The organism is Paenibacillus sp. FSL P2-0322 (assembly GCF_037975315.1).
Classification (GTDB): Bacteria; Bacillota; Bacilli; order Paenibacillales; family Paenibacillaceae; genus Paenibacillus; species Paenibacillus polymyxa_B.
On the sequence record NZ_CP150243.1, the window covers coordinates 4,476,067 to 4,498,590 of the forward strand.

Here is a 22,524-nt window from a genome sequence, read left to right on the forward strand (position 1 = left end):
TATTCAATTATTTCGTGCCGTCAAAGAAATCCAGCTCGGAGAGATCATTTTCGAAGGCAAAAAAGCGTTTGGGACCCAGATGCAACAATTCATCTCGGCGGGTAATCGGGACTACATAAAAGCCCCAGCGGCTATCCCCGACAAAAACAAAATATTTCGTTTCCTCATTGCGGATGGAGTCCGTATCATCTTGCGGGATATCCCGCCCATACAACACGGCAATTTCCTCATACGGCATGGGTTCAAAAGCTTCTGGCCGACTACGATACACATGGCGCTGACGCAGCTTGCCACCGTCGGCCGTCAGGAAGAACTCCACCTCAGCCGCATGAGACGGCCGGGAAATAGAACCGCGTACCCGGTTGCTCTCCAAACTCGCAATCAGCTCCTTCTCGCGTCCCGTATGTGTCCATGCGCTGACCGTATACGGAATAGCCGGAATATGATTGGTAATGACAGGCTCAATCGTGCCCATTTTTTTAGCGTTCAGGTAACGGATAGCCCCGCGCAGACAGGCCATTTTCAACTCAGGTACCCGGCTGAGGTCCTCTGCCTTTTGACGAAACTCAATACTGCGCCCTGGTACAAATTCCTTGAGTGCTTCGCGAAATACGTCAATCCGGCAGGACTGCCCGGTTAGCTTGATAATCGAATAATCCTGCAAGCGCCCCTCCAGATAAAAATCATCCAGAAACTTGCGCACAATATTGTAGATGTCTGCCTTAAGAAGTTGCTGTATCTCCCGAATGTTAAACACCACATCAGGCAAACCATATTCATCACGAAACCGTCCGTTCTCGATGACTGAAACCAGCCAACGATCCATCACTGCAATGTTCAGGTCGCTTTCAGCAGATAATACCTGCTCGGATTCGAAGCGGCTGCGCAAGATCCCCGTACGTAGAAAAAATTCCTTTTTCATATTTTCTGCCGCGCTCCACAACAGATGAAAATTACTCAGTACCCGCTGATATTCATCCCGTGTAGCATGCTCATACTGTTTGAACGCGGTAGGCAAGATGGCCTCTGCCTCACGGTAGCGTTCCTCCAGTCCCGCATATACAGCATCTACACCAAACTCATCCACATGACGGTACAAATCTCCCGAAGGAATACCGATCAGGGCATCAATATCGGTGTCAGGCAAACGAGTCTCCGCAGCATAATAACCTGCAAATACAATTTTCATAAACTGCATAATCCGATACGTCAGATTGTTTCCGCCAAAATTGGTATCCCCATTTTCATACGTTGTGTGAATATCCAGCTTGTAAGCAATACGTCCGTCCTCAATTCGGAATCGGCAGGAAGACAAATCTGTCGTGCCTCCACCACAATCAATGACAAGTGCCTGGTACTCCTCACCGTCCGCAAAAGTCCCTCGTTCCATCTGGTCTGCCAGCGTGTTGTACAGCACCGCCAGCCCTTCGTCCAACGCATCCTCCGCTTCAATCCGGTAATCAGGCAAAATATCGCTAAACATCTCTATAAATTGGGGCTGCAGCTTGACCGGAGCAGAAAAGTGCAGATTGCGGAACCGACACTTAAATTGCTGCTCGGCTGTAGCAATCACATAACGGATAAAAGCAGCTAAAATATCGCTGCGGGAGGCAGTTGCTGTATTCCCCTCGGAATCCATTAATTCCTCGATTCGCTTGTAGTCGTTGACCCACCGCTTGATTCCCCGTAATACTGTCGCACGGCTGCCTGCCACGTCAGATCCACGTAGTGCATCCTCCCCAAATACATAAAGGATACGTTCTGGATTGGAGCAGTCTGCGACGCGAATAGCAGTCGGCAATACTTCGATCCAGTCGCCTTCTGCTCCTTCTGGGCCGGGGAATGACACATAATTGATGGCGTTCAGCCTTACCGTGCTGCTCATACCTGTATCAGGGGCCGTAACGTAGGAACTATCCAAATAAGTACCTGCTGTGGTGTTCGAGGTGCCAAAATCAATCGCAAGTACCGCATCTGTTGTTTCCGTACCCCGAATGATCAACTCTGCCACCGGAATCCGGTGACCTTGAAGCTTCAGCGGCAGCATTGGCTTATCTCCATAGTAGAGGTTATAAAAATATTCTGATTCCTGTCTTCGCAAAAATAATAGGCTATAACTATGATTGGACGTCTCTCGCAGTTCAGCATCACGATGACGAGAAAGATAATATACGCCTGTTCGTCCCTCATCCTTCACCAAATTCAAAACACCGCACAGTTCTCCTGTCGCATTCACCAGCAGCACATTAGATGAGCTCAGCCAAGGCAAATCGGATTCGATCCGGTAGTTGTCCATGCGACCTGTGCGTACACCCTGATACAGCGTGATTTTGGCGGGAACCCGGATACCGCTGCTCTCCTGCCGACGGTCGTTCCAGTTTCGCTGTAGTGCCGATTCCATGCGTTCAAAACCACCAGGATTCGGCCTTGTGATGAGTAAATGCTCTTCCGCGCTCCGAAATCGCAAAATCACGCGAATCAATTCTTCACGTGCCAGGCGATTGGCAAAGCCCTCGACTAGTCGTTCCTTATCGCATATTCCGCGTAACTGAAAGGTCGTCATTTGTTCCAATTCCGCCCGCGTGTATTTCGCCGTGAAGCGTATGCTTTTTCGATCGGTGAGCGGGTCTAGCAACCTGTATGTATAGGGTCCGTTCATCGTTCACATGTCCTTTCTTAGCCATTTAGCCTTAATAGAGGGCGATAGCGTCTATTTTCATCGTAGGATCTTCCTCTAAAATGCCGAAATGACTTGTCCAATACAATTCCGTCGTAAAACGTGCCGGAAGAAACAAATCCAGAATCAAATCCACTTTAATCCGTGACAACGGTGTCTCCTCTTGGCCGATATAGATGAGCAGTTCGTCTTTTTCCTCACAATTGGTGTAAATGATTGAGCGATGAAAGACGCGCCGCATCGTTTCTTTTAGCAGATGTACGGCTTCTCCCGTCTCATACAGGCGCAGCAGTCCTTCAGCAATCGCGTCCTGATCCTCACGGTTTAATTGTCCAAAGCCTTCCTTTACCTTCGGGCCAAAAATGCCCTCTGCAATATCACGCCGAACAAACCGGATATGGTACTCCCGCCGATTCATCCCTTGATACAAGTCCATTTCCGCCAGAAAATGCATCATAATATCAAATAGCGATTCTCTCAGCTCCAGATACTCTTCAGCATCCGGTGGAAACAGATCCCGAAAAATAGAATAAAAGCGGTAGTACGGATTTATTTCCACTACCTGCTCCAAATGGGAAGTATTCAACTCTGCCAGACTAAGCTCCATATACGGAGAGTAGCTGACAGCGGGTACGAAGCGGAATTTATCTACATCCAGCCCCTGTTCCCTCGCGCGCATGAGCAAATCCCAGACGTAATTCACACCCATTCTCCTTCACACTTGTACTCCGGAAAATACATCTGCACTTCCGATACCAGAAAGCTCATTAAATCGGATAAAATATAAGCAGGCGCGGTGGGCAAAACATCGTCAGAACCACGCCTGAACCCCAAACGCATGATCTGCTTGCCTTCCTCTGTCCGTACGTTATCGCTGACAAACGGATTTAATGGATACGTCTGGGTTTTGGTTAACAGGTTGCTTACATCATTTCTCCCTGCACCTCCCCAGATGTCCACACGTTCCAGCTCCAGCCCCTGCGCTGCTTCAAACGAGTTTACGATGCGCATGATTTCCGCTTTGGCACGGACAATCACGGCCTGTTTTCCTGCATAGCGGCCCAAAAAGCTGTCCTGTCGCCGATTGGACAATAACGGATAAGTCTGACGACTAAGTCTCGTTGTAACAGGCTTCGTAACCTTCAACACATTCCATTCGCCAGACTTATCACGTGGTGTGACAATCGTCAGTTCCTCTTCTGTACGCTTGATATACCGGATATCACCTTCAGTCCCGTCAATCAAATAACCATGCTCAGGACCTGTTTTTCGCAAAGGCAGCACATGCTCATAATTCACACGATCCATAGCGGGTATAGGAAAACCGCTGTTCTTTAGAGATAGCCTTTCAATGTTCCAAAGAGGAAAAACGTCGCCCTTCTTAAAAACATCGAATTCCTCCAATGAAATTGTAATTTCATGAATTTCTTCATGGGCAGCCGGCTCGCCGTCTCCACCAATCAATACACAGTCCACAAACTTATAAGCGTATGGGTGATTAATTGTTTTCCACGGCATGCCATTTTGCATAAAGGTATGATATAACTGCTCAATCTCCAAAATATAAGAACGGTTATGCTCCAAACGAAAACGAATCGGATAATTGCCGGTTTCCGTGACCAACATTCCTGAGAAAATTCGCTTGCTGCGCACCAGCGCTGAGATTCGTTCGGTCTCCATCTCAAGAAAAAGCGTAAACAGCGGCATCGCACCGCCTTCGCGTACCACCTCTGCCACACGGCTGATGTCCATCTGCTTTTCCTCCGTATCAGACGGTAACACAGGATATAAAAATTCATGAATTGGGTCATAGTCCTCACGCGATGTCAATGACACGTACACATCAATCTTTTCTTCCGTATTCTCAATTTCCTCAAATACCCGCCGTTCTAGCTGGCGGGTCATTTCTTCCTGATATTCGACGAGGTTCATAAATACCCCCGCCATCATATTTTTCAGTAAACGTCTCTGCTCTAAATCGTCCATCTTGCTCAAACGGTCTTGTACCAGCTCTTTCACGACGTCTCACTCCTTTCCGGCTCCAGCTTCATTGAACATGAAAAACTTAACTTCCGTTCGCAGCAGCCCGATCTTGCTTCTCTGAATCAGACGCCCCTGCTGCTTTAGAAGCGGAATCAGCAGTTCCTTGCTCTTTGTTGGTATCCACCTTGGCCGAAGGGGCAGTTCCATCGCCTGTATCCATGCTCTTTGCAGCCGAAGAGGCTTCCTTCTTCGCAGGTGTAGTTCCCGCTGAAGCCGTTGGCGCAGCCTTCGTTTGCGATTCTGCAGCAGGGATTGCAGCAGCGGAAGATGAAGCTCCACCCGCTGCGTCCCCTGCGTCCGTGTCGTTCAACGCTCCGTCAGACAATCCCAATGCAGCAGGAAGCTGACCGTTTTTCTGCTGCTCCGCGCTCTGCTTTTCCTCCGCCTTGGCTATGCTCCGCTCCAATGCCAGAACACTTTCGAGCTTATCGATCTCCTGATAAATTTCCTGTGCCCCGCTATAGGCATCAATGGCTCCTTCATAATCGAGATCCTTCATCATCCGATCCCCTTTGGCCTGAAGTTTGCCAGCTTGAATCTCCTTGAGCTGCTGCTGAATAGCTGTCAATTTATCGTTGGTCTCGGTAATTTTCTTCTCCAGTTCTTTTTGCGCGGACGTATAACCGGATTCCATCGCAGCCTTGTTCGCTTTTTTGTACAGCTTAAGCGCATTCGTGTAATCTCCGCCCTGAAATTTTAAATCTCCGTCCTTCATCCAGCTCGCCGTCTCGGCATAGCTGTCCAATTGATCGATTTTATGCTCAATATCCTTCACATTAAACGGTGGATATAGCCCGGCGCTTTTCCGTGCTTTAGCGTAGCTGGCTTCTGCTTTGGTGAAGTCCGCCTTTTCCACATAGCCGTCACCATCAACCATTAATTGAGACAGTTTCTGCTCTGCAGTATACAATCGCTTGTGAATCTTATCGTTAATTTTAACCGCCGCGTTTTTCGCTTCGCTGTAAGACTTAAGCGCCTTCGCATAATCCCCTGTCCTTGCATAATCGTCTGCGGCTTGGGCTGATTCGATCATCGTTTCCAGCGCAGCTGCCTTATTCGCAGCCATACGAGCCAGCGTAATCCATGCTCCCCCGCCCACAACAATAAAGACAAGCAACGCAATCAAAATCCGTTTAATCAGCTTACGGCGGTTTTTAGGCTTTTCCTGAAAAACTTTATTTACATAAATGGCCGCAGCTGTGTAATTATTCACCGTCCGGTGCTGTTTGCTTAGCAGAACCTCTTCCAGGGTGTCCGTCAGCATGACCGGGTCCTTCGCTTCCTCCAGCGCCCCCAGCATTTCTGCCAGCTCGACGTCCTCCCACATCCCTGATGTGGCGAGCAGCATTACATCTCCATCTGCAAGCTGCGTCTTTTTGGCGTAATGGGCATGAACCCCATTCGGATTTCCCAGGTATTCCAGCAGATTGCCTCGTTCCTCATGTGTGCTGGTCGCTTCGTCTGGAATGCGTCCATCATCTGCCAATGACTGAGCCAGGCTATGATCCTTACTGCGAAAATTAAGCCTTCCATTGCGAAAATGATATAGTCGCACATTACCGCACGAAACATACACCATTTTGTTGTAGTTGGTCACTACCATCAGCAGACTAGCTTTGAGCCGAACACGACGGCTTTCAAATTGCAGCCATTCCTGCGCTTCACGAAGATCTCTCATCAAGCGCCGTTTGGACATGGAAGGCTTCTCCATGAAGTTTTCCAGCACCGTTTTGACAACCATTTCTGCGCTGCGCAGCTCCTGATCCGAATCCAGACCGTCTGCGAGGACATAACAGGCCATGTCGTCCGTCTCCATGAATGCAAAATAGTCCCGGTTGTCTATGTAAGAGCCCGCTTCCGACACAAAGGCGGTACTAAAATCGCTGTTGTCCTTGCGCATCGCTACCCCCGTCTTTCTTGTTTCATCCTATTGCCAAAATAAGTACTGTTGCATTATCCTGACTTTTAAAGCCCTTATCATTAATGGCGTCGATCATGGCATCCGCTGTTTCCTGTGGTGTTCCACCCTTGCGCATAATCTCTTCCAGTTCAATCTCCGTCAGCGCCTCCTGAATGCCATCGCTGCACAGCAGCACATGATCGCCCGAATACAGACGAATCGGTGCACTACCCAGCTCCATGCTCTCAAAGCCCTCATAGCCCAAGTAGTTGACCAGTTGATTGCGCACTGGACTCGTTTTGGCTTCCTCCGAGGTCATTTGTCCAGCAAGCACTCGTTCCTCCAGCAGTGTTTCCGCTGTATGCTTGGAATTGACTGTTTGGAAATGACCATTACGGTAAATCGTAATCAGGCTGTCGCCCACCGCTCCGTAATACAGCTGATAACCGCACACAATGACCGCAGCCAGCGTCGTTCCTCCGCCCTGTCCATTCAAATTTTGCAAAATGCCGCGATTGCTTTGAGTTGCCGCCTCTGCAAAATATCCGTTCAAATTCGTTGCATCTTCCAGCTTGGCAAACGCCTTCGTAAAAGTCGTCACAGCCAAGGTACTGGACATACGTCCATTGGCCAGTCCGCTAATACCGTCTGCGACAACAGCCAGCGTACCGACAGGTGTCGTCATACTGGAGAAATAATCATCCTGCTCGCTCCGGCTCCCGATCGTTTGACCATTTCCGATCTCAATTCCACTCACGGTACGGCTGCCGGAAATTCGCGTCAGTCGTATACGGATCATGAGCAGAACAGCGAATAGTACCGCAGCTCCACTTACAACAAAATAAGGCTGCATATCGTTACCTCCCTGCACCATTGCCCAATTCCGTCCTAGTTTTCGTTATCCCACTCAAAATGGGCGCCACACAGCGGGATAAAGATAAATTTGCTGTGTCCCAGCTGAATCACGTCATAGGCAGCCAGCTCTGCTGGTGAATATACCGCTTCGTTATTGTGGTACGCCAAACCTGATGAATCGCCTGGCAGCAAGTAAAAGTTACGTTTCTTCGGATCATACACAATGACCGCATGATTTCTACGGGAAATCGTGTTGTCCCCGATAATGCGGACATGCATTTCCTCTGCGCGCCCGATAAAGTTTTTCTCCGCCATAATGCGATAATCTTGACCCACCTGTGCTCCTTCGATGCATACCAGCCATCCAGTTACTGGATGAATGCCCACTGTCTCACCCAAATAAGGCATTGTTTTGTCATTATCTCCCGCGACGTTTGTTTTTGCTGCTGGCTCTGCGCTCTTGGGTGCAGCTACATTTACTACCGTGTTGCAATATGGACACGTATTTCCGTGCTTTCGTGTACTGAACATGTGTCCGTTCGGGCATCTTGTCAAACTCATAGTCGGTTCCTTCCCCCATTGTCATGATTGTCTTTTCAGCGATCTAAGGATTTTGCAGCATCCTCATCTATTTAACGAGCAGTCTCGTATTGGCAATATATAATAAGTCACCTGAGTAAATCCGGTATGGCTCACCGCTTTCCAACTTCTTGGTTACACTTTCGTTGGCAGACCGCAAGCCTGTACCATTACCGGAATCCACATCCTCCACAAACCAGTCGCTGTTCACCCGGTTGAGTACCGCATGCTCCACACTTACCAGGGAGGCATAGTCTGTACCTACCAAATCAATATCCGCCTCTGAACGTGACGTTGTTTTACCGATTAAGAGCGACGTTTCGCCTTCGATATACCATTCTTTAATGGACTCGCCCTCTTCATCAATCAACACCAGCTTGGCAATCCGATGACGTTGTGCCTTTGGCTTGGCCACGGGTACAACGGACACCAGATTGCGCAATATGTATACAAGCACGCCGATTCCAATACCTATCGCGACCACGGTTTTCAAACCGCTGTAGCCTGTACGATTAAACACATAAAAGGCGATCGCCAGCATCAGCCCGAACATGGCAACATCTATGATGAAAACCCATCTGTTCTGCGCCGTTTTCACTGCTTGCTTCCCCCATTTCTATCCTGAAATCATCACTTTTTACGAATACCGAAAAATTGGTTAAACATCGCTGAGGTATCCGTCGGATCACCGGGTTTTTTCGTTTTTTTCCCTGGTGAGCCCTCCTTCGTTTTCGGATGAAAACCAAAAAATTGCTCAAAATCAGTACCTATATCAGCCGGATTGAATCCTTTGGCTGCCGTACGCGCACCGCCGGAGGATGCAGCCCCTCTGCCTCTCTCTCGCTGTTCCCCGCCAGCTCCCTCAGTTTTTCGGATGAGCTCGGCATCGTATGCCTGCCGCAATGCTTCGTCACGCAAGGTATTATAAGCCTCGTGAATTAGCTTGAACTTGCGCGTTGCTTCCTCGCTTCCCTGGTTGGTATCAGGATGATACTTTTTGGCCAGTTTACGGTAAGCCTGCTTAATCTCTGCCTCCGAAGCATCCCGGCTGACACCGAGCAGCTCATAGTAGTTGGTCATTGTGTGATGTTCCCCTCTCCGAAAAAAATAAATATTAAGAGACCCGTAGGCCTCTTAATATTTATCCACCCTGCACTTGTGTGCCGGGTGAGTGTGTGTTTAAGCTGCACTTAACGTGAAGACGTTAAGCTTAAACCGGATATCCGCCGTCGATTGTAGCCAGCTCGGTTTTGTCTTTCTTTTGTTTGATGTAGAGTGTAAATGCACCTACACCTTCTGTGTCGCCGAAGTGCTCGTTGTAGTCTACAACGAAAGCATTCGGGAAGTGGATTTTACGCACAACTTGATCAGCTGCGATAACTTCCAGTGTTACTTTACGGTAGCTGTCTGCTTTTTCAGCAGGAACCAGAGACCACAAAGCCAGTTTCAGCGTGTCATCCGCGCTGTCACCGTCTACTGCTGTGATGATTTTGCCGCTGATGCGCAGCGTGGAGCCTACGTCAGTGGAGCGTGCATTGGAATCGTCCGGTGTATCGGTGTCATAAATAACCGTTTGGATGTTATCCAAGCCCAGCTCGATTGTTTCTTGTCCTTCTACTTTCAATCTGAATCCCATGTGTGTTGCCTCCTTGAAATTAGGTAATATGATGGCGGGAGATGCAGAGCTTCTCCGCGATTTATGTATAAAGGCGGTTCTGGATAGAAACGCCTCTAACATCTTTCGTAGTGCTCGGATCATGATTTGACCGAGCTGGTTCCCTTAGTGATCATGACTTCCAGGTTTTTCACATTACCGTTGAAGACCAGATCGATATGGCACATATTGCTTTTCTCATCAATAATGAAGCTCATATCGTCTCCGTCCTGAATGATCGAGTTAACAGATCCTCTGCTGCTCAGCCACTTGCTCTTCTGACTGCTCGGATTGTTACTGAAGAAGCGGACGATATTTTCGTGTTTGAAGTCCCCTGTCTGGTAGCGCAAAATACGTTCAATGTACGTGCTGACCAGCGTCTTGTAGATGGAGTCAAAACCGTCCTCGGACATCGCCATGCTTCTCGCCTTGTAGACGGTAATCCGGCGGATATCCTTATCCTGAATCTGAGCATTCTCCGACGAGAATACAAAGCCGAAGTTTTTACGGTTGATGGCATCCTTGATCGTGTTGGTGAAACCGGTGATTTCCTTGGCCATCGTCGTCACCGTGCGCAGACTGTTGTCTCCCGCTTCAATGTCGAAGCGTACGCCAGGGAAGTTCTTATTGACCGTTTTGAACGTCTCACGCAGGTATTCAGGACACTGATAGGAAGCGACCAAGCCGGCGGCAACATAGGCTGCACCCACATAAACGCCCTCGATCCACAGCTTGAGAATATCCTCTTTCTCCTTAGAGAGCTGTACACCGTCTTCGGTCTGTAGCATTTTGCTGTCGATAATGACACCCGATTTGTCCTTCGGAATAATCGTAAAGTTCGGTACACAAGGAATGGCAAATTCGCTATATTCTCTGCGAACGAGACTGGCACATTTATCGACATATTTGTCGATACCTGCTGTCGCCATACTGTTGAAAGTCGTTTCTTCACCGGATTCAAAGTTAAAGAACATTTGAATTTTGTAATCCTTCACGACTTGCAGCAGCATCGAGAGCGATTCCATAGAATTTCCGCCCTGCTTAACGACCTTCTCGTTACCCTTGAAGCGTTCACGTGAAACTTTTACCTTACCGGCTGCTTCCAGCTCGACGGATGGAACGATACCGAACCAGATCGTGTCGCTGAATTCATTCTTAGCATTCACAGTGTTCAGGTATGTTTCCAGGCGCGGGATATTGCTGCTTTTCACCAGCATGTCCAGCTTGTTGTTCGCCACCAGCATTGTCGGCAGCATGCCTTTGCTCTTCGTTGCATATTGATCGAAGAACATTTTGACACCGAGAATTTTCTCCACAAGCGGCTTAACCGCCTTTACGAAATCGTCCTTGGCATTTTTATAGAACTCCAGATACGTGTTGTAGTTTTGAACTTCAACCGCTGTATCCACCTTGGTCTGAACTGCCGGCAGTGGCACAAACGTGCGAACCACCAAATCCTTCACATAGTCAGAAGGCGTATCTGTGATGGAGTTATAATCCTCTTCGAATACTTGGGAGAGATCGCCAGTGCTGTTCTCATCCAATAACATCAGCTCAGTACTGTCGCTCTTCGGCGCTTCAATAATTTTCAGTTCGCCGCTTTCCCCAATGGAGAGCATACCCACCTGAATCAGCTCGCCGGAGTTTTCCTCTTGGGCGCCACCGAGCAGAAGGCGGGTTTTGATGTCCTCAATTGCCAGTGGGAGCATAGCCATAACGTTGTTATAGTTCTGACTCGCTTCCTCGAACATTCCATTCAGCTTGTCACCCATGTCGAGTTTCTTTGGATCGCCATCATCCAGCTTGTCGTATTCACCATACATATAGTGAATCTCTTTGCGGACTTGACGAATATCATCCATGACCTTTTTCGGTGAAATCATATCCAGCAGATTTTCAAATTTGAAATCTACATTTGTAATTCCTTGACTGCGCTTGGTATCGATGAGCGTAAACAACATTTTCAGAAAGTCATTACTTTGATTTACACGAATTTCAGAAATGCTATCCTCATCAATTCCCTCTGGCTTTTTAAGGGTGTAGACGACTTTTTGATTGGCCGCGTTAAAAAACGAATACACGGTTGGTGAAAACTTATCCAAAAATTCGTCAAAGCTGCGCACCAGAAGGTGCTGATTAATTTCCTTGATCTTTTCATCGCTCAAGCTGTCAATACCCTTCACATCACCTACAATGGTGATCAGGTCCAGCTTTTCCGGGTTAATCTCTTCAAAAAGCATTGTACGGTTGGTTTGATAAATGATTTCCATCGCTGTCGGCAAATGAATAAAGTATGAGTTATAGGTCCATTGCTCCATATACGAACACGGGATGTCCAATTTGAAACGGACGAATACTCATTTTTAGTTCTTTTGCCTCCTCCCCCCTACTTAACATTTAAATTCGTCAAAGGATTGAGCTTATACCACATTTACGGTACAGGCATGTAACCTCGAAAATCGGTCCGAAGCGTTATTCGGCTTTTAACGGCAAAGCATACAAATGAGATGTTTTTCAAATTCAAAAGTCAGATAACACAGAAATTTTAAATTTATGATTTCGTATTCCTAACTTCAATCCCAATTTTTGCCGTTGATACGAGAGCTATCATACAAAGTACCCTTCAGTTTTGTCAATTTCTGTAGTCTCAGATTGAAACAGGGCATTTTGACTCATTTTATGCGTGAATACGTAATTTTCATGATATGTTAGACCTGTTTCTTCAGGGAAATATTCACAAATGGAACCCAATTACCGATAGAAGTCCATTGGATATTTCTGATAAGCGTAAAAGAATCAAATTCATGGCTAATGTGAGGTTTATCAGCTGTTTTGATCCTTTATCCCTTATATCCCAAGGATTAGGAGAGTTGATCCCCCCATGTTGGTCTCGACGATGGAGGAGCTTATGTTCAGAATAAGGAAACTAGGGATTATTGTTTTCATGACTTTTGTACTATTTTTACAAATGGGCTTAAATGGGGGCATTTGCACTGTAAATCAGGCTAATGCAGCATCTTTGGGTGCTGTCCCGATCGAGGGTTATGATGCCGTTTTTGTATTGGATACCAGTTATTCCATGAGAGATACTGATCCTGAGGGCATTGCTGCCGAAGTCATCAATATGTTTATGGATTTGAGTGATGCAGACCGCACACGCGTAGGATTCGTTGCCTACAATCACAACGTGGTCGCCTCGAAACCACTGACTTCGATTGCCGTGGCAGCGCAAAAATCCCAAATCCAGCAGGATATCAGAACGCTAAACCGTTCCGGTTATACGGATTTGGGACTTGGGTTGCGCAAAGGCTCGGAGCTGCTAGCGGCAGGAGCATCCCAAGGGCGTCAGCCTTTTATGATTCTATTGTCAGATGGAGAGACTGATTTTGGTGCCTCCTCTGGTTCCCGATCTAAAGGTGACTCCAATAACGATGTGTCCTCTGTCATCAAATCTGCACAGACCAAGGGATATCCGGTGTACACGATTGGTCTGAACCATGATGGCACAGTGAACCGACAAGAACTCGAACGGATCGCTTCTCAAACGGGTGGAGCTTCTTTTATTACGAGTAGTGCCGAGGATCTGCCGGAAATTCTGAACCGGATTTTCGCCAGTCAAATTCGCTCCAAGCTCGTTCCAATTGCTGCAATTACGACCACTGGCGAGATGCAAGAATTAACTGTAACTCTACCTGATTCTAGTATGGAGGAAGCCAATCTGGTGCTTTTGTCGGAGCATCCCCTTCTGGAAACACAGCTATATTCCAATTCAGAAAATGTCCGCAGGTACAAGTCGAGCCGATATGCGATTTTAAAAATCGAGCATCCACAGGCAGGTAAAGTGAAGTTGAAACTACGGGGCATACGCGGGGATTTGGTAAAAATTAATTTACTTGGCAGCTATCGACTGGAAGCCGAAGCTACCATGGGAGGAAAGCAAGCAACGGCAACTCATGGCGACAAGCCTGTGCAGTTGCTGAAAGGTCAAGCCACACCGTTTCAAGCTCAGCTCCTGTTACCCGACAGTCAAAAGCTTACGGATGAAGCCGTATATACGTCTCTCCAAGCCCATATTATAGTTACTCCAAAGGGGGGCACAGCCAAAAAGGTGCCTATGACCTATAAGTCAGGAGCCTTCCATACCGAATATGCGTTCCCTCAAACCGGGGATTATACATGGCAGCTATCCCTGGATAGTCCGCAATGGTACCGTAAGGGAACTGTACATAAAGTTCACGCGGCCAATGCAGCGCCACAAGTCTTGAAAGACCTGACGATTCGCCTGGTAAAAGAAGACGGCGATTCCCGTCGAAGTTTATCGGATTTTATCATTGACCCGAATCATGACAAGCTGAACTATAAGCTGGATTCAGAAGCCTCTGGGGATGCGGTCCATGCTGAGATTAACGGTAATGATCTGCTGCTATCCGAGCTCCACACAGGTGACACTCAGCTAAAGATTACCGCTACCGATCCGGAAGGCGCATCCAGCAGCGCTACACTAACCGTTTCCGTACAATCCCGGTATACAGCCATTAAATGGACGGTAGCCATCAGTGTCGTGGTAGCCGCTTTTCTGTATTGGTTCTTGCGGCCGAAGCCGCAGTTTGCCGGAAGAATCGAAGGATATTTTCTCGCTACAGCAAGTGGACAGGAGATTCCGGTAAAATCTTGGCCGCTCACCTCCTTTCCGGGTCGTAAGGTCAGCTTACAGGAGTTGTTCCGTACGCTTGACGTTCACGAACCGTTGCCAGAAGCGGAACGGATTCTATTTTCCGCAGGCAAAAAAGGGAGCCTAATCGTGAAACATGATACACGCTGTGCCTTACAGCATGGAAAGATCAGATTAGCCCGCAACAAAAAAGCGGTCATGGAGTACAGCGACAAACTGTACATTACATTCGAGGATGGTGTGACTGAAATCGAGCTGCGATACAAAGCGATTAAACCGAATACTTCAGTGTACACCGACCATATCCAAGCTCCGACAGGATAATGTCCGTCACAACGTAAAAAAGAGAAGCACCGTCTCTTACGATTAACGAACCGTAAGAGTAGGGCGCTTCCCTTTTTTTATCCAATATTCCGCACGTAGTGCGGCTTTAAACCATCGAAGTGAGCGGCAACGCTTGTTAGCCTGTACCTCCAGACCACGCCGAATGACATACGGCAGTAGAGAAAGTCCCGCATTTTCAATCTGAATCCGCTCGGAATGATCTGCAAACAATCGGCCTGGCACATCTGGCGGAGGTGTTCCTTTTCGGCAATAATACAGCGTGGCGGCCAAACTATAGATATCCGATACAGGCCCCTGCTGCGAACGATTAGAGTAAAATTCCAGCGGAGAATAGCCCGCCGTGGTGAAGATCGGATGCTCTTTACCTTCAAAATGCACAGCCGAACCAAAATCAATCAGCTTGATCTTGCCATTTTCCCCAATCATAATGTTACCCGGCTTAATATCCCGATGAATAATTCCTTTGTCATGAATGTACTCCATGGCATCAATTAAAGGTAGCAGCGTATGGTACAAAAAAGTGGGATCATACGTTGGCACAGCCTCTTCTTTCATCATTCGATCCAGTGTCTTGCCTGCACAGTATTCCATGACCAGATAGGCAGTTCCATTTTCCTCAAAGTGATCTATATAACCGACAATTCCCGGATGACTTAACTCCTTCAACATTTGCCCTTCACGCAAAAAATAATGCATAAACTCCACGTATTTGGATTGCATAGAAGCACCGCAAGTGACCGTTTTTCGATCCATCCCCCGCAAAGCCAGTGCATTCGGAAAAAATTCCTTCACAATGACCTTTTCTCGGTTATCCAACAGCCTTGCCGTATACACGATGGCCAGCTCACTGCGGGACAAGGCGCTTCGAATTTGATATGTATTTCGCAGCTTCGTATTGCGGGCAAGCAGATTCCCGCTTGTGTCCACGATCATGACTCGTCCTCCTGTCAGGTTCTTAGCTTATGTCTTTTGTATATATCGGCTTATTACACATCTTTTTATTATACCGTAAAATAGATTATTGGAAAAACAAATAACCTGCCATAATCTCCCTTAGAGAAATGATGACAGGTCTTTTGGCATTCATCTGGTTCTTTTTTCTCAAATCGTTTAACCCAGTTTCGTTCCAGGCTTCATGCTGCGCACACTGTTGGTATTTTTCTTCCGTTCACTGCGCAGTTTGCCTTTGCCTTGTTCTGGAGTGCGAATGGTGAGGGCAATCAGGAACGATACGACACACAGCACAGCAATCGTGGTAAAGGTAGGGATGAATCCACCGAGCAAGGCTGCGATAAATGACCCCGCCAGCGCACCGAGGCCAAAGCCTTGATACACAATACCATAGTTTTTGCTTTGATTTTTCAGGCCGAAGAAATCAGCTACGATGGCAGGAAAGACTGTAATGTTGCCGCCGAAGCAAAAAGCAATTCCTGCTACACAGGCAAAGAACAAACCATAATTCAGCGGTACCAGACTCAGCACTGTAACTGCGACCGCCGTTGTTAATAGAGCACCCGCTACTACTTTCAGACGACCTACTTTATCCGATAGCGCACCTAAAATGATCCGACCCGCCGTGTTGAAAATAGCGACCATAGCGACCGCATTAGCGGCTGTTGCTACATCTAGACCAGCCATCCGTACGCCGATATCCTTGACTACTCCAATCAGGTATAGACCACTCATACAAGCGGTAAAGAACATTACGAACAGCAGGTATGCCTGCTTGGTGCGCAGCATTTCTTTAACGGTGTAGTCCCGCTGTACAACCCCATTTTGTACCGAAGGCTTGTTCACGACTACAGCTTCTCTTACCAGGAAAGAACCACCCACAATCATGATCAGCACGATCATTCCCCAATATAAAAACGCTTGTGATACGCCAACGGACTGAATCAACGAACCATTAATATACTTGAATATAAGACTGCCTGTTCCATATGCACCAACCGAAATACCGGAAATAAGTCCTTTTTTCTCAGGAAACCACTTAATCAGATTCGACAATGATGTAATATATGCCGTTCCATCCGCAAAACCTACGACAATACCCGCCAAAATGTAAAGCAGGGACAGCGATGTTACCTGCGAACTGAGCATAAGCCCTGCTCCTAACACGACACCTGCACACAAAATCAAACGACGTAGTCCCCATTTATCCTGTAGTTTGCCTGCGAATAATGTAGCAAACGCCAGTGCAAAACTGGTAATTGAAAATGTAATGGCAACCGAACTGAGGTTCCAGCCAAAGCGGTCCACCAACGGTTGATTAAATAAACTCCATGTGTAAATGGTTCCTAATCCCATCTGGACAATTATCGTTCCAAGCACGACAAGCCAACGATTTCCGCTGTTTGTTTTCATATAAATCTCCTCTTTTCATTCCGGCTCTACAGCGTCAGTTTGTTATCATGATAACCGGGAATCCAGTACGCTTTGCGCCTGTGGAGGAGCAAGTCTGTAAGGATTCTCTCTACATGGATTATTATAACCCTGCATGTTAGCCAGAAATCGTTTGAGGAATGAAATGCACATATAGCGGAATGAAATGCCTTTAAAGTCGCATAATTTGCCGGAATTCCTTGGCTTTACTACGGCTCACAGGAATCTCTGCTTCTAGTCCACGCAAACGCAGGAGATACGTATGGTTGAACCAAGGTACAATTTCACGGATCTGCGATAGATTCACCGTGTATGAACGGTGACAGCGGAAAAAGTCCTGCTGCGGCAGCCGGGCATGAAATTCCGAAATGCTCATCGGCATCGTATATTCTTCGTGCCTTGTAAAGACACGGGTCACCTTTTCCTGCGCACACGCATAGTAAATATCGTTCGCATCCGTCACAATGATTTTGTCATTTTTCAACAAATTAATACGACCTGGCGCAGCAACAGTACTGGCTTCAGCAGCTCGGGATTGTGCAGTCTGGACAGGCTCCTGTATTGGAACATTCTGCTGCTCATAAGCATTTTCCAGCTTGCGTAGCATAGATGCGATCCGTTTTTCGTCATATGGTTTGAGGATGTAGTCGAACGCCTCCAGTTCAAAAGCCTGCGCCGCATGTTCTTTATAGGCGGTCGTAAAAATAATATAGGGCTTTTTGGCAAATTTGCTAATGTTCTGTGCCAGCAGCATCCCGTCCAATGAAGGAATGTTAATGTCCAGAAAGATCGCGTCCGTCTCCTGATCTTGCAGAAACCGAAAAACATCTAGCCCATCCTCGAAACTATCGGTCACCTCAATGTTGCTATGAGTCTGAATAAGATACTCCAGCTCTTCACGCGCCGGAAGCTCGTCTTCTACAATTATGGCCTTCATGACTTCTCCTTTGGTATGTCAAAATAGACTTCGGTGCCCGGTTCATGCTTCAGAATAATAACTCCTTCGCCGTACATAAGCTTGAGTCGTCTGTGCACATTGTACAAGCCGATCTGTTTAGCCGGAACCCGATCATGATACAGGTTATCCACAACATCATCCCGTATACCTACCCCGGTATCTGCTACAGAAATACGCACCATTTCTCCACGATCCTTTACAGAAATAGTTACTGTACCTGTCCCCTTTTTCTTGAGGATTCCGTGATTAATCGCATTCTCAACCAGGGGCTGGATAATAAGACTTGGAATACGCACAGACACCTCATCCATTACATACTCTACCTGAAGTCGGTTGCCGAAGCGTGCTTTTTCAATTTCCACGTAATCAGACACCTGCTGAAGCTCCTTATGAATTTCGATCAAATCATCATTCAGCTCCAAATTATAGCGCAGATAGCCTGATAAATTAATGATCAGCTCTCGTGCCTTATCCGGCTTGGTGCGTGTCGTAGAGGCAATGGCGTTCAGCGCGTTAAACAGAAAATGGGGATTAATTTTCGTTTGGAGCGCCTTTAGCTCGGCTTTATTCGCTGCTTCCTTAATTTGCTCCACACGTGACACTTCCATTAACGTGGAAATGATTTGAGACAAGCCAATCGCCATCGTCTGCAACGGATACGTAATTTTATAAGCTTTGCGATAATAAATCTTCAACGTTCCGGTTACTTCTCCCCGCTCCTCTAACGGGATAATGAGCAGAGACTGGATTTGGGGTGTTTTATCGTCTGCAATATGGTTGCGGATCGTGATTTTACCGCTGCGGATCGTCGATTTAGTCACATCGCTAATGATCTCATCTCCGATGTGATAACGCTCTTCGCCAAAACCGACATAGGCCAGCACATCTCTGGTATCCGTAATCGCCACCGCGTCTGCCTTGATATCTTCTTTTATGATCGAACAAATGGTATGCAAGGATTCCGCATTAATGGAGCGAAAATAAGGCAACGTCTTATTGGCAATATCCAGCGCCAGCTTGGCCTGTCTGGCCGCGATATTCTCCTTTTCCCCCTCCACACTCTGGATCAACAGAACGATTAAACCGATACTGACTTCTCCGATAATCATCGGTAGACCAATCTTGGAAACGATGTCCACTCCAAGGTTATGGGGTTGTGCCATCACCAGAATGAGCAGCATCGTTAATGCTTCGCAGACCATACCTGCGGCGATACCGACTAGCCATCTCTTGGAACGGTTGACCCGGCGGCCAATGTATCCTGACACCACACCTGCCAAAATACTCGTAATCAGACACGGAATCGAGGTCACTCCCCCGATATCAATTAGATAACGGTGGATACCTGATACAATACCTGTAACGATCCCAACCCATGGTCCGAACAAAATACCGCCTGCCATAATTGCAATGATTCGAACGTTAACAAGCGAACCTTCGACTTCAATCCCGGTGTAGGTGCCGAACAGCGCAAACATACAAAAGATCAATGTTAATATGGCCAGCTCTGCCGGAGAATGGCTGTTCTTTTGCAAGGTTTCCTTAAAGCGCGGGATACGTGTAATAAAAAATAAACAAATCAGTAACAACGCTGCGCGCTCAAATAGCTGCATCAGCATTTCCAACAAGGCGTTCACCTGCGTTCCTCCCAAATAAAAACGGATATGCCTACATAAGTTGTGTTAATTATTCACATATTTCAGTACTCACCCTGCCATTACGGGCATGGATGCTAGCCTTCCCACCAATCGGATATGTAAACTGCGGCGTAGTATGACCAAAATCAGCATCTGCAATCACTGGAATGGAGGCCAATTCTCTTTTCGAGCTAATGATTTGCCGCAGCAATTCTTCTGTCATATGCGACGCCTGCTGAAATCGTCCTATGATGATCCCCTTAACCTGATCAAATCCAGGCTGGTGCAACAGTGATTGCAAATCCCGATCAAACGTAGCGGGAGAGCTTTCGTAATCATCCTCAACAAATAGAATGCTTCCTTCCAGACTCGGCATATACGGAGTCCCCTGCAACAAATTCAGGGTACACAAGTTTCCGCCCACAATCGTACCCGTTGCTTCACCTTCATGAATCGCATACGGACCCGCATTGCGGTAAAAGCTTCTTTGATCCTGATCTAGATACCAAGTATCGTCACTCCACTCCGACGAAGACTGGATTTGAATGCTGCCCTCTTCCAACATCAACCTTTGAAAATACGCCGTCGTATAATCATTTCCTCGCAACATGGCAAACGTCAAAAAATGAGGTCCTGCATACGTGATAAGCCCCGTTTTTGCATAAATCGCATGGCTTAACGCTGTTATATCCGAATAACCACATAATCGTTTAGGATGAGCTCCAATCAGTTCATAGTCAAGATGGGTAAGGAGCTGATTGGCATTATAGCCCCCAATTGAAGTCAGAATGCCCTTTACCGTTGGATCGACAAAAGCTTCGTGCAAGTCTGCGACTCTGGACTCTATCGAGGAAGATGTAAAATCATCATTTTCCAGCACATGTTGCGAAAAACTCACTTTAAACCCTAGCTCCTCCAGTCTTTGCTGGGCAATCAAGCGATTTTCCTCAGAAACGATCGACAAGCTTCTGGACGGCGAAAGAATGCGTATCTCGTCTCCAGCTTTTAATTTGGGTGCTTGCTTTCCTATGATCATGGTCATCCCCCCTTAGTTACAAAGCATTTAAACTGCCACAAATTATACCATCAACTTCCATCTAATTATAGCTTCTAGAAATCCCCTCTTCATTTCCCTTCTTCAAGCGCAGTAAAAAACCGGAGAGTACCGCTTGATAGCGATAATCCCCGGATCTCTAGTCCGAAAATGAAGCATTTCGGTTATTTGCTTTTGCTGATTTCGGTAGGAATGTTGTCCTCCTTCTGATCATGTACCAGTTCTTTTAATTGGATAATCAACGCCTCCAGCTCACTAAACCCGGTCACCATATTGGAGGTTATATTTCGTTGCTCCTCTACTCCAGCCAAAATTTGTTCTGACGCTGCACTCGCTTGTTCCGTTACACTTGAAAATTCCGTCATTTCTTGAACAACCTGAGATGAGTATTGCTGCATGCTATTCGTACTGTTTTCCACATCTACGGCCTGCTGCAGCACTTTATTGGCATTTTGCAGGATATCCTCCAGTACAATTTCGGTCGAATGTGCCGATTCCATACTTTGCTGTAGCCTTTGCTGTCCCATGTCAAATTGACTTACGACAGAATCCATCTGAGTTCTCAGTTGAGTCAAGATACCTTCCATCGCCACCGAGGTGTTCCCTACCATTTCAGCCAAATTACGCACTTCTCCAGCCACGATGGCAAATCCTTTTCCATGCTCTCCCGCTCTGGCGGCCTCAATGGATGCATTCAAGGACAGCAAATTAGTTTGTTTTGAGATTTGAGTAATATCTTTAAGCATGGCAGACATGCTATCACTTTGTACTTTAAACTCGTCCAGTTCTTCTTTGGTACGACTCATGACCTGACCCAAATCCTTGATTTGAGACGTTAATGCCAGCAGTTGACTGCTCCCTCTGTCCCCGGCATTTTTCGTATCTTCGGAAAGCTGCTTCAGTTCTCGGGAATGATCAGCTACCTCTCGCACGTGCCGGTCAGATTGGGCCAAGTTATCCGTAACCTCGGTGATATTCGAAGCTTGCATTTCTACCCCTTTGGCAACCTCCTGAAACCCGATAGCGACTTCATTCGTCACGCTGCCCGTAGCATCCACTTGATTCCTGAATCGTTCTGTAAAGTTATGCAATCCAGCCACTGCTTGTTTAACTTGCTCAAACAGAAATTCAATTCGTTGCCTTGTAGCATCGATATCTTTATTTTGCTCTTCACTTTTCTTAAACTGCTTTTGATTTAACACCGATACCACTAACAGTAGCAAACCAATAAGTAAAACAATAATAAACTCATGCACATAGCGCAAAGAACCGGTAGCTGGGGGAACTGGGGGCGTACCGATTGTTATTTGCACAAAAATATTACAGAGATTTAAGGTCATAGCTACCAGAAAATATCGGTAAGAAGGATACAGCAAAAACAAAGAGCAAATTAATATGGTGGTCACTACCTCGACGCTAGATAAGTTCAAAAATATACACATTAATACGCTAAAAAACGTAGTAATCCACGGAATAAGGCGGATTCCTTTCTTTTTCATATTCAGGATCGTTAAAACTGCCGCGACTACAAATCCTACACCATTAGATACCCACATCGAGGGATTAGATAATGCCGGGACGATGCCGCTCAAGGCCATAATCCAAAAAATAATGATCACCAATTTGTTTCTTTGCCACAACAATTCACTCGTTCTGTCCATGATTGTGTACGCGCTCCTTAGATATATATTAGGTATTTATAAAATAAAAATGTAAATGCCATACTTTATATATCGTCATATCAGAACACGTAGTGAATGAAAATCGT

At 46.8% G+C, this 22,524-nt stretch carries 17 protein-coding genes; 1 reads left to right on the plus strand and 16 read right to left on the minus strand.

The annotated features are described in order from the left end of the window. Positions 1 to 7: 7 nt before the first annotated feature. The 10 genes from MKY24_RS19735 to MKY24_RS19780 all read right to left on the minus strand — a co-directional run bounded on the left by MKY24_RS19735 (position 8) and on the right by MKY24_RS19780 (position 11,978). Positions 8 to 2,659, minus strand: coding sequence for a molecular chaperone (locus tag MKY24_RS19735; RefSeq protein ID WP_264454673.1), 2,652 nt, complete (start codon positions 2,657 to 2,659; stop codon positions 8 to 10). A gap of 31 nt (positions 2,660 to 2,690) precedes the next feature. Beyond that, positions 2,691 to 3,380: a hypothetical protein gene (locus MKY24_RS19740; protein ID WP_028542472.1), complete on the minus strand. Its 690-nt coding sequence runs from the start codon at positions 3,378 to 3,380 to the stop codon at positions 2,691 to 2,693. Continuing rightward, positions 3,377 to 4,696: a hypothetical protein gene (locus MKY24_RS19745; RefSeq protein ID WP_023989854.1), complete on the minus strand. Its 1,320-nt coding sequence runs from the start codon at positions 4,694 to 4,696 to the stop codon at positions 3,377 to 3,379. The genes MKY24_RS19740 and MKY24_RS19745 overlap by 4 nt, the downstream gene beginning before the upstream one ends. A 46-nt stretch (positions 4,697 to 4,742) precedes the next feature. Then, positions 4,743 to 6,620 (minus strand): serine/threonine protein phosphatase, encoded by a 1,878-nt coding sequence (locus MKY24_RS19750; protein ID WP_076295855.1) that lies wholly within the window; start codon positions 6,618 to 6,620, stop codon positions 4,743 to 4,745. Between the two features lie 22 nt (positions 6,621 to 6,642). Then, positions 6,643 to 7,473, minus strand: coding sequence for a protein phosphatase 2C domain-containing protein (locus MKY24_RS19755; protein ID WP_023989856.1), 831 nt, complete (start codon positions 7,471 to 7,473; stop codon positions 6,643 to 6,645). 35 nt (positions 7,474 to 7,508) lie between these two features. Beyond that, positions 7,509 to 8,036: an FHA domain-containing protein gene (locus MKY24_RS19760; RefSeq protein ID WP_025720819.1), complete on the minus strand. Its 528-nt coding sequence runs from the start codon at positions 8,034 to 8,036 to the stop codon at positions 7,509 to 7,511. A 67-nt stretch (positions 8,037 to 8,103) separates the two neighbouring features. Further along, complete coding sequence (locus tag MKY24_RS19765; RefSeq protein WP_028542469.1) at positions 8,104 to 8,652, minus strand: FHA domain-containing protein; 549 nt, start codon at positions 8,650 to 8,652, stop codon at positions 8,104 to 8,106. A 32-nt stretch (positions 8,653 to 8,684) separates the two neighbouring features. Beyond that, a complete protein-coding gene (locus MKY24_RS19770; protein ID WP_025720823.1) occupies positions 8,685 to 9,134 on the minus strand; it encodes a DnaJ domain-containing protein in 450 nt (149 codons plus the stop codon). A 130-nt stretch (positions 9,135 to 9,264) separates the two neighbouring features. Further along, positions 9,265 to 9,690 carry a hypothetical protein gene (locus MKY24_RS19775; RefSeq protein ID WP_013311475.1) on the minus strand — a complete coding sequence of 142 codons (426 nt, stop codon included), beginning with the start codon at positions 9,688 to 9,690 and terminating at the stop codon, positions 9,265 to 9,267. A gap of 119 nt (positions 9,691 to 9,809) precedes the next feature. Next, the gene (locus MKY24_RS19780) at positions 9,810 to 11,978 is read right to left on the minus strand and encodes a hypothetical protein (RefSeq protein WP_023989860.1); all 2,169 of its coding nucleotides are present in this window, start codon (positions 11,976 to 11,978) and stop codon (positions 9,810 to 9,812) included. Between the two features lie 638 nt (positions 11,979 to 12,616). On the opposite strand from MKY24_RS19780, the gene MKY24_RS19785 reads away from it, so the two are divergent. Then, the gene (locus MKY24_RS19785; protein ID WP_233903761.1) at positions 12,617 to 14,704 is read left to right on the plus strand and encodes a vWA domain-containing protein; all 2,088 of its coding nucleotides are present in this window, start codon (positions 12,617 to 12,619) and stop codon (positions 14,702 to 14,704) included. A gap of 42 nt (positions 14,705 to 14,746) precedes the next feature. On the opposite strand, the gene MKY24_RS19790 is transcribed toward MKY24_RS19785, so the two are convergent. The 6 genes from MKY24_RS19790 to MKY24_RS19815 form a co-directional block, all read right to left on the minus strand. After that, complete coding sequence (locus MKY24_RS19790; RefSeq protein WP_028542467.1) at positions 14,747 to 15,658, minus strand: serine/threonine-protein kinase; 912 nt, start codon at positions 15,656 to 15,658, stop codon at positions 14,747 to 14,749. Between the two features lie 177 nt (positions 15,659 to 15,835). Further along, the gene (locus MKY24_RS19795) at positions 15,836 to 17,089 is read right to left on the minus strand and encodes an OFA family MFS transporter (RefSeq protein WP_023989863.1); all 1,254 of its coding nucleotides are present in this window, start codon (positions 17,087 to 17,089) and stop codon (positions 15,836 to 15,838) included. A gap of 190 nt (positions 17,090 to 17,279) precedes the next feature. After that, positions 17,280 to 18,044, minus strand: a complete 765-nt coding sequence (locus tag MKY24_RS19800; RefSeq protein ID WP_023989864.1) for a LytTR family DNA-binding domain-containing protein — start codon at positions 18,042 to 18,044, stop codon at positions 17,280 to 17,282. Then, on the minus strand, positions 18,041 to 19,702 hold the full coding sequence (locus MKY24_RS19805) for a sensor histidine kinase (RefSeq protein WP_023989865.1): 1,662 nt from the start codon (positions 19,700 to 19,702) through the stop codon (positions 18,041 to 18,043). The genes MKY24_RS19800 and MKY24_RS19805 overlap by 4 nt, the downstream gene beginning before the upstream one ends. 49 nt (positions 19,703 to 19,751) lie before the next feature. Next, on the minus strand, positions 19,752 to 20,738 hold the full coding sequence (locus MKY24_RS19810) for a S66 peptidase family protein (RefSeq protein WP_339200702.1): 987 nt from the start codon (positions 20,736 to 20,738) through the stop codon (positions 19,752 to 19,754). Positions 20,739 to 20,920: 182 nt separating this feature from the next. Beyond that, a complete protein-coding gene (locus tag MKY24_RS19815) occupies positions 20,921 to 22,417 on the minus strand; it encodes a methyl-accepting chemotaxis protein (RefSeq protein ID WP_023989867.1) in 1,497 nt (498 codons plus the stop codon). Positions 22,418 to 22,524: the final 107 nt, after the last annotated feature.

Excerpts from the sequence above, each read along its gene's own strand:
- MKY24_RS19755 (WP_023989856.1), bottom strand. The coding sequence starts at position 7,473 with ATGCAGCCTTATTTTGTTGTAAGTGGAGCTGCGGTACTATTCGCTGTT.
- MKY24_RS19775 (WP_013311475.1), bottom strand. The coding sequence starts at position 9,690 with ATGGGATTCAGATTGAAAGTAGAAGGACAAGAAACAATCGAGCTGGGC.
- MKY24_RS19770 (WP_025720823.1), bottom strand. The coding sequence starts at position 9,134 with ATGACCAACTACTATGAGCTGCTCGGTGTCAGCCGGGATGCTTCGGAG.
- MKY24_RS19780 (WP_023989860.1), bottom strand. The coding sequence starts at position 11,978 with ATGGAAATCATTTATCAAACCAACCGTACAATGCTTTTTGAAGAGATT.
- MKY24_RS19735 (WP_264454673.1), bottom strand. The coding sequence starts at position 2,659 with ATGAACGGACCCTATACATACAGGTTGCTAGACCCGCTCACCGATCGA.
- MKY24_RS19810 (WP_339200702.1), bottom strand. The coding sequence starts at position 20,738 with ATGATCATAGGAAAGCAAGCACCCAAATTAAAAGCTGGAGACGAGATA.
- MKY24_RS19795 (WP_023989863.1), bottom strand. The coding sequence starts at position 17,089 with ATGAAAACAAACAGCGGAAATCGTTGGCTTGTCGTGCTTGGAACGATA.
- MKY24_RS19760 (WP_025720819.1), bottom strand. The coding sequence starts at position 8,036 with ATGAGTTTGACAAGATGCCCGAACGGACACATGTTCAGTACACGAAAG.
- MKY24_RS19790 (WP_028542467.1), bottom strand. The coding sequence starts at position 15,658 with ATGATCGTGGACACAAGCGGGAATCTGCTTGCCCGCAATACGAAGCTG.
- MKY24_RS19800 (WP_023989864.1), bottom strand. The coding sequence starts at position 18,044 with ATGAAGGCCATAATTGTAGAAGACGAGCTTCCGGCGCGTGAAGAGCTG.
- MKY24_RS19750 (WP_076295855.1), bottom strand. The coding sequence starts at position 6,620 with ATGCGCAAGGACAACAGCGATTTTAGTACCGCCTTTGTGTCGGAAGCG.
- MKY24_RS19815 (WP_023989867.1), bottom strand. The coding sequence starts at position 22,417 with ATGGACAGAACGAGTGAATTGTTGTGGCAAAGAAACAAATTGGTGATC.
- MKY24_RS19785 (WP_233903761.1), top strand. The coding sequence starts at position 12,617 with ATGTTCAGAATAAGGAAACTAGGGATTATTGTTTTCATGACTTTTGTA.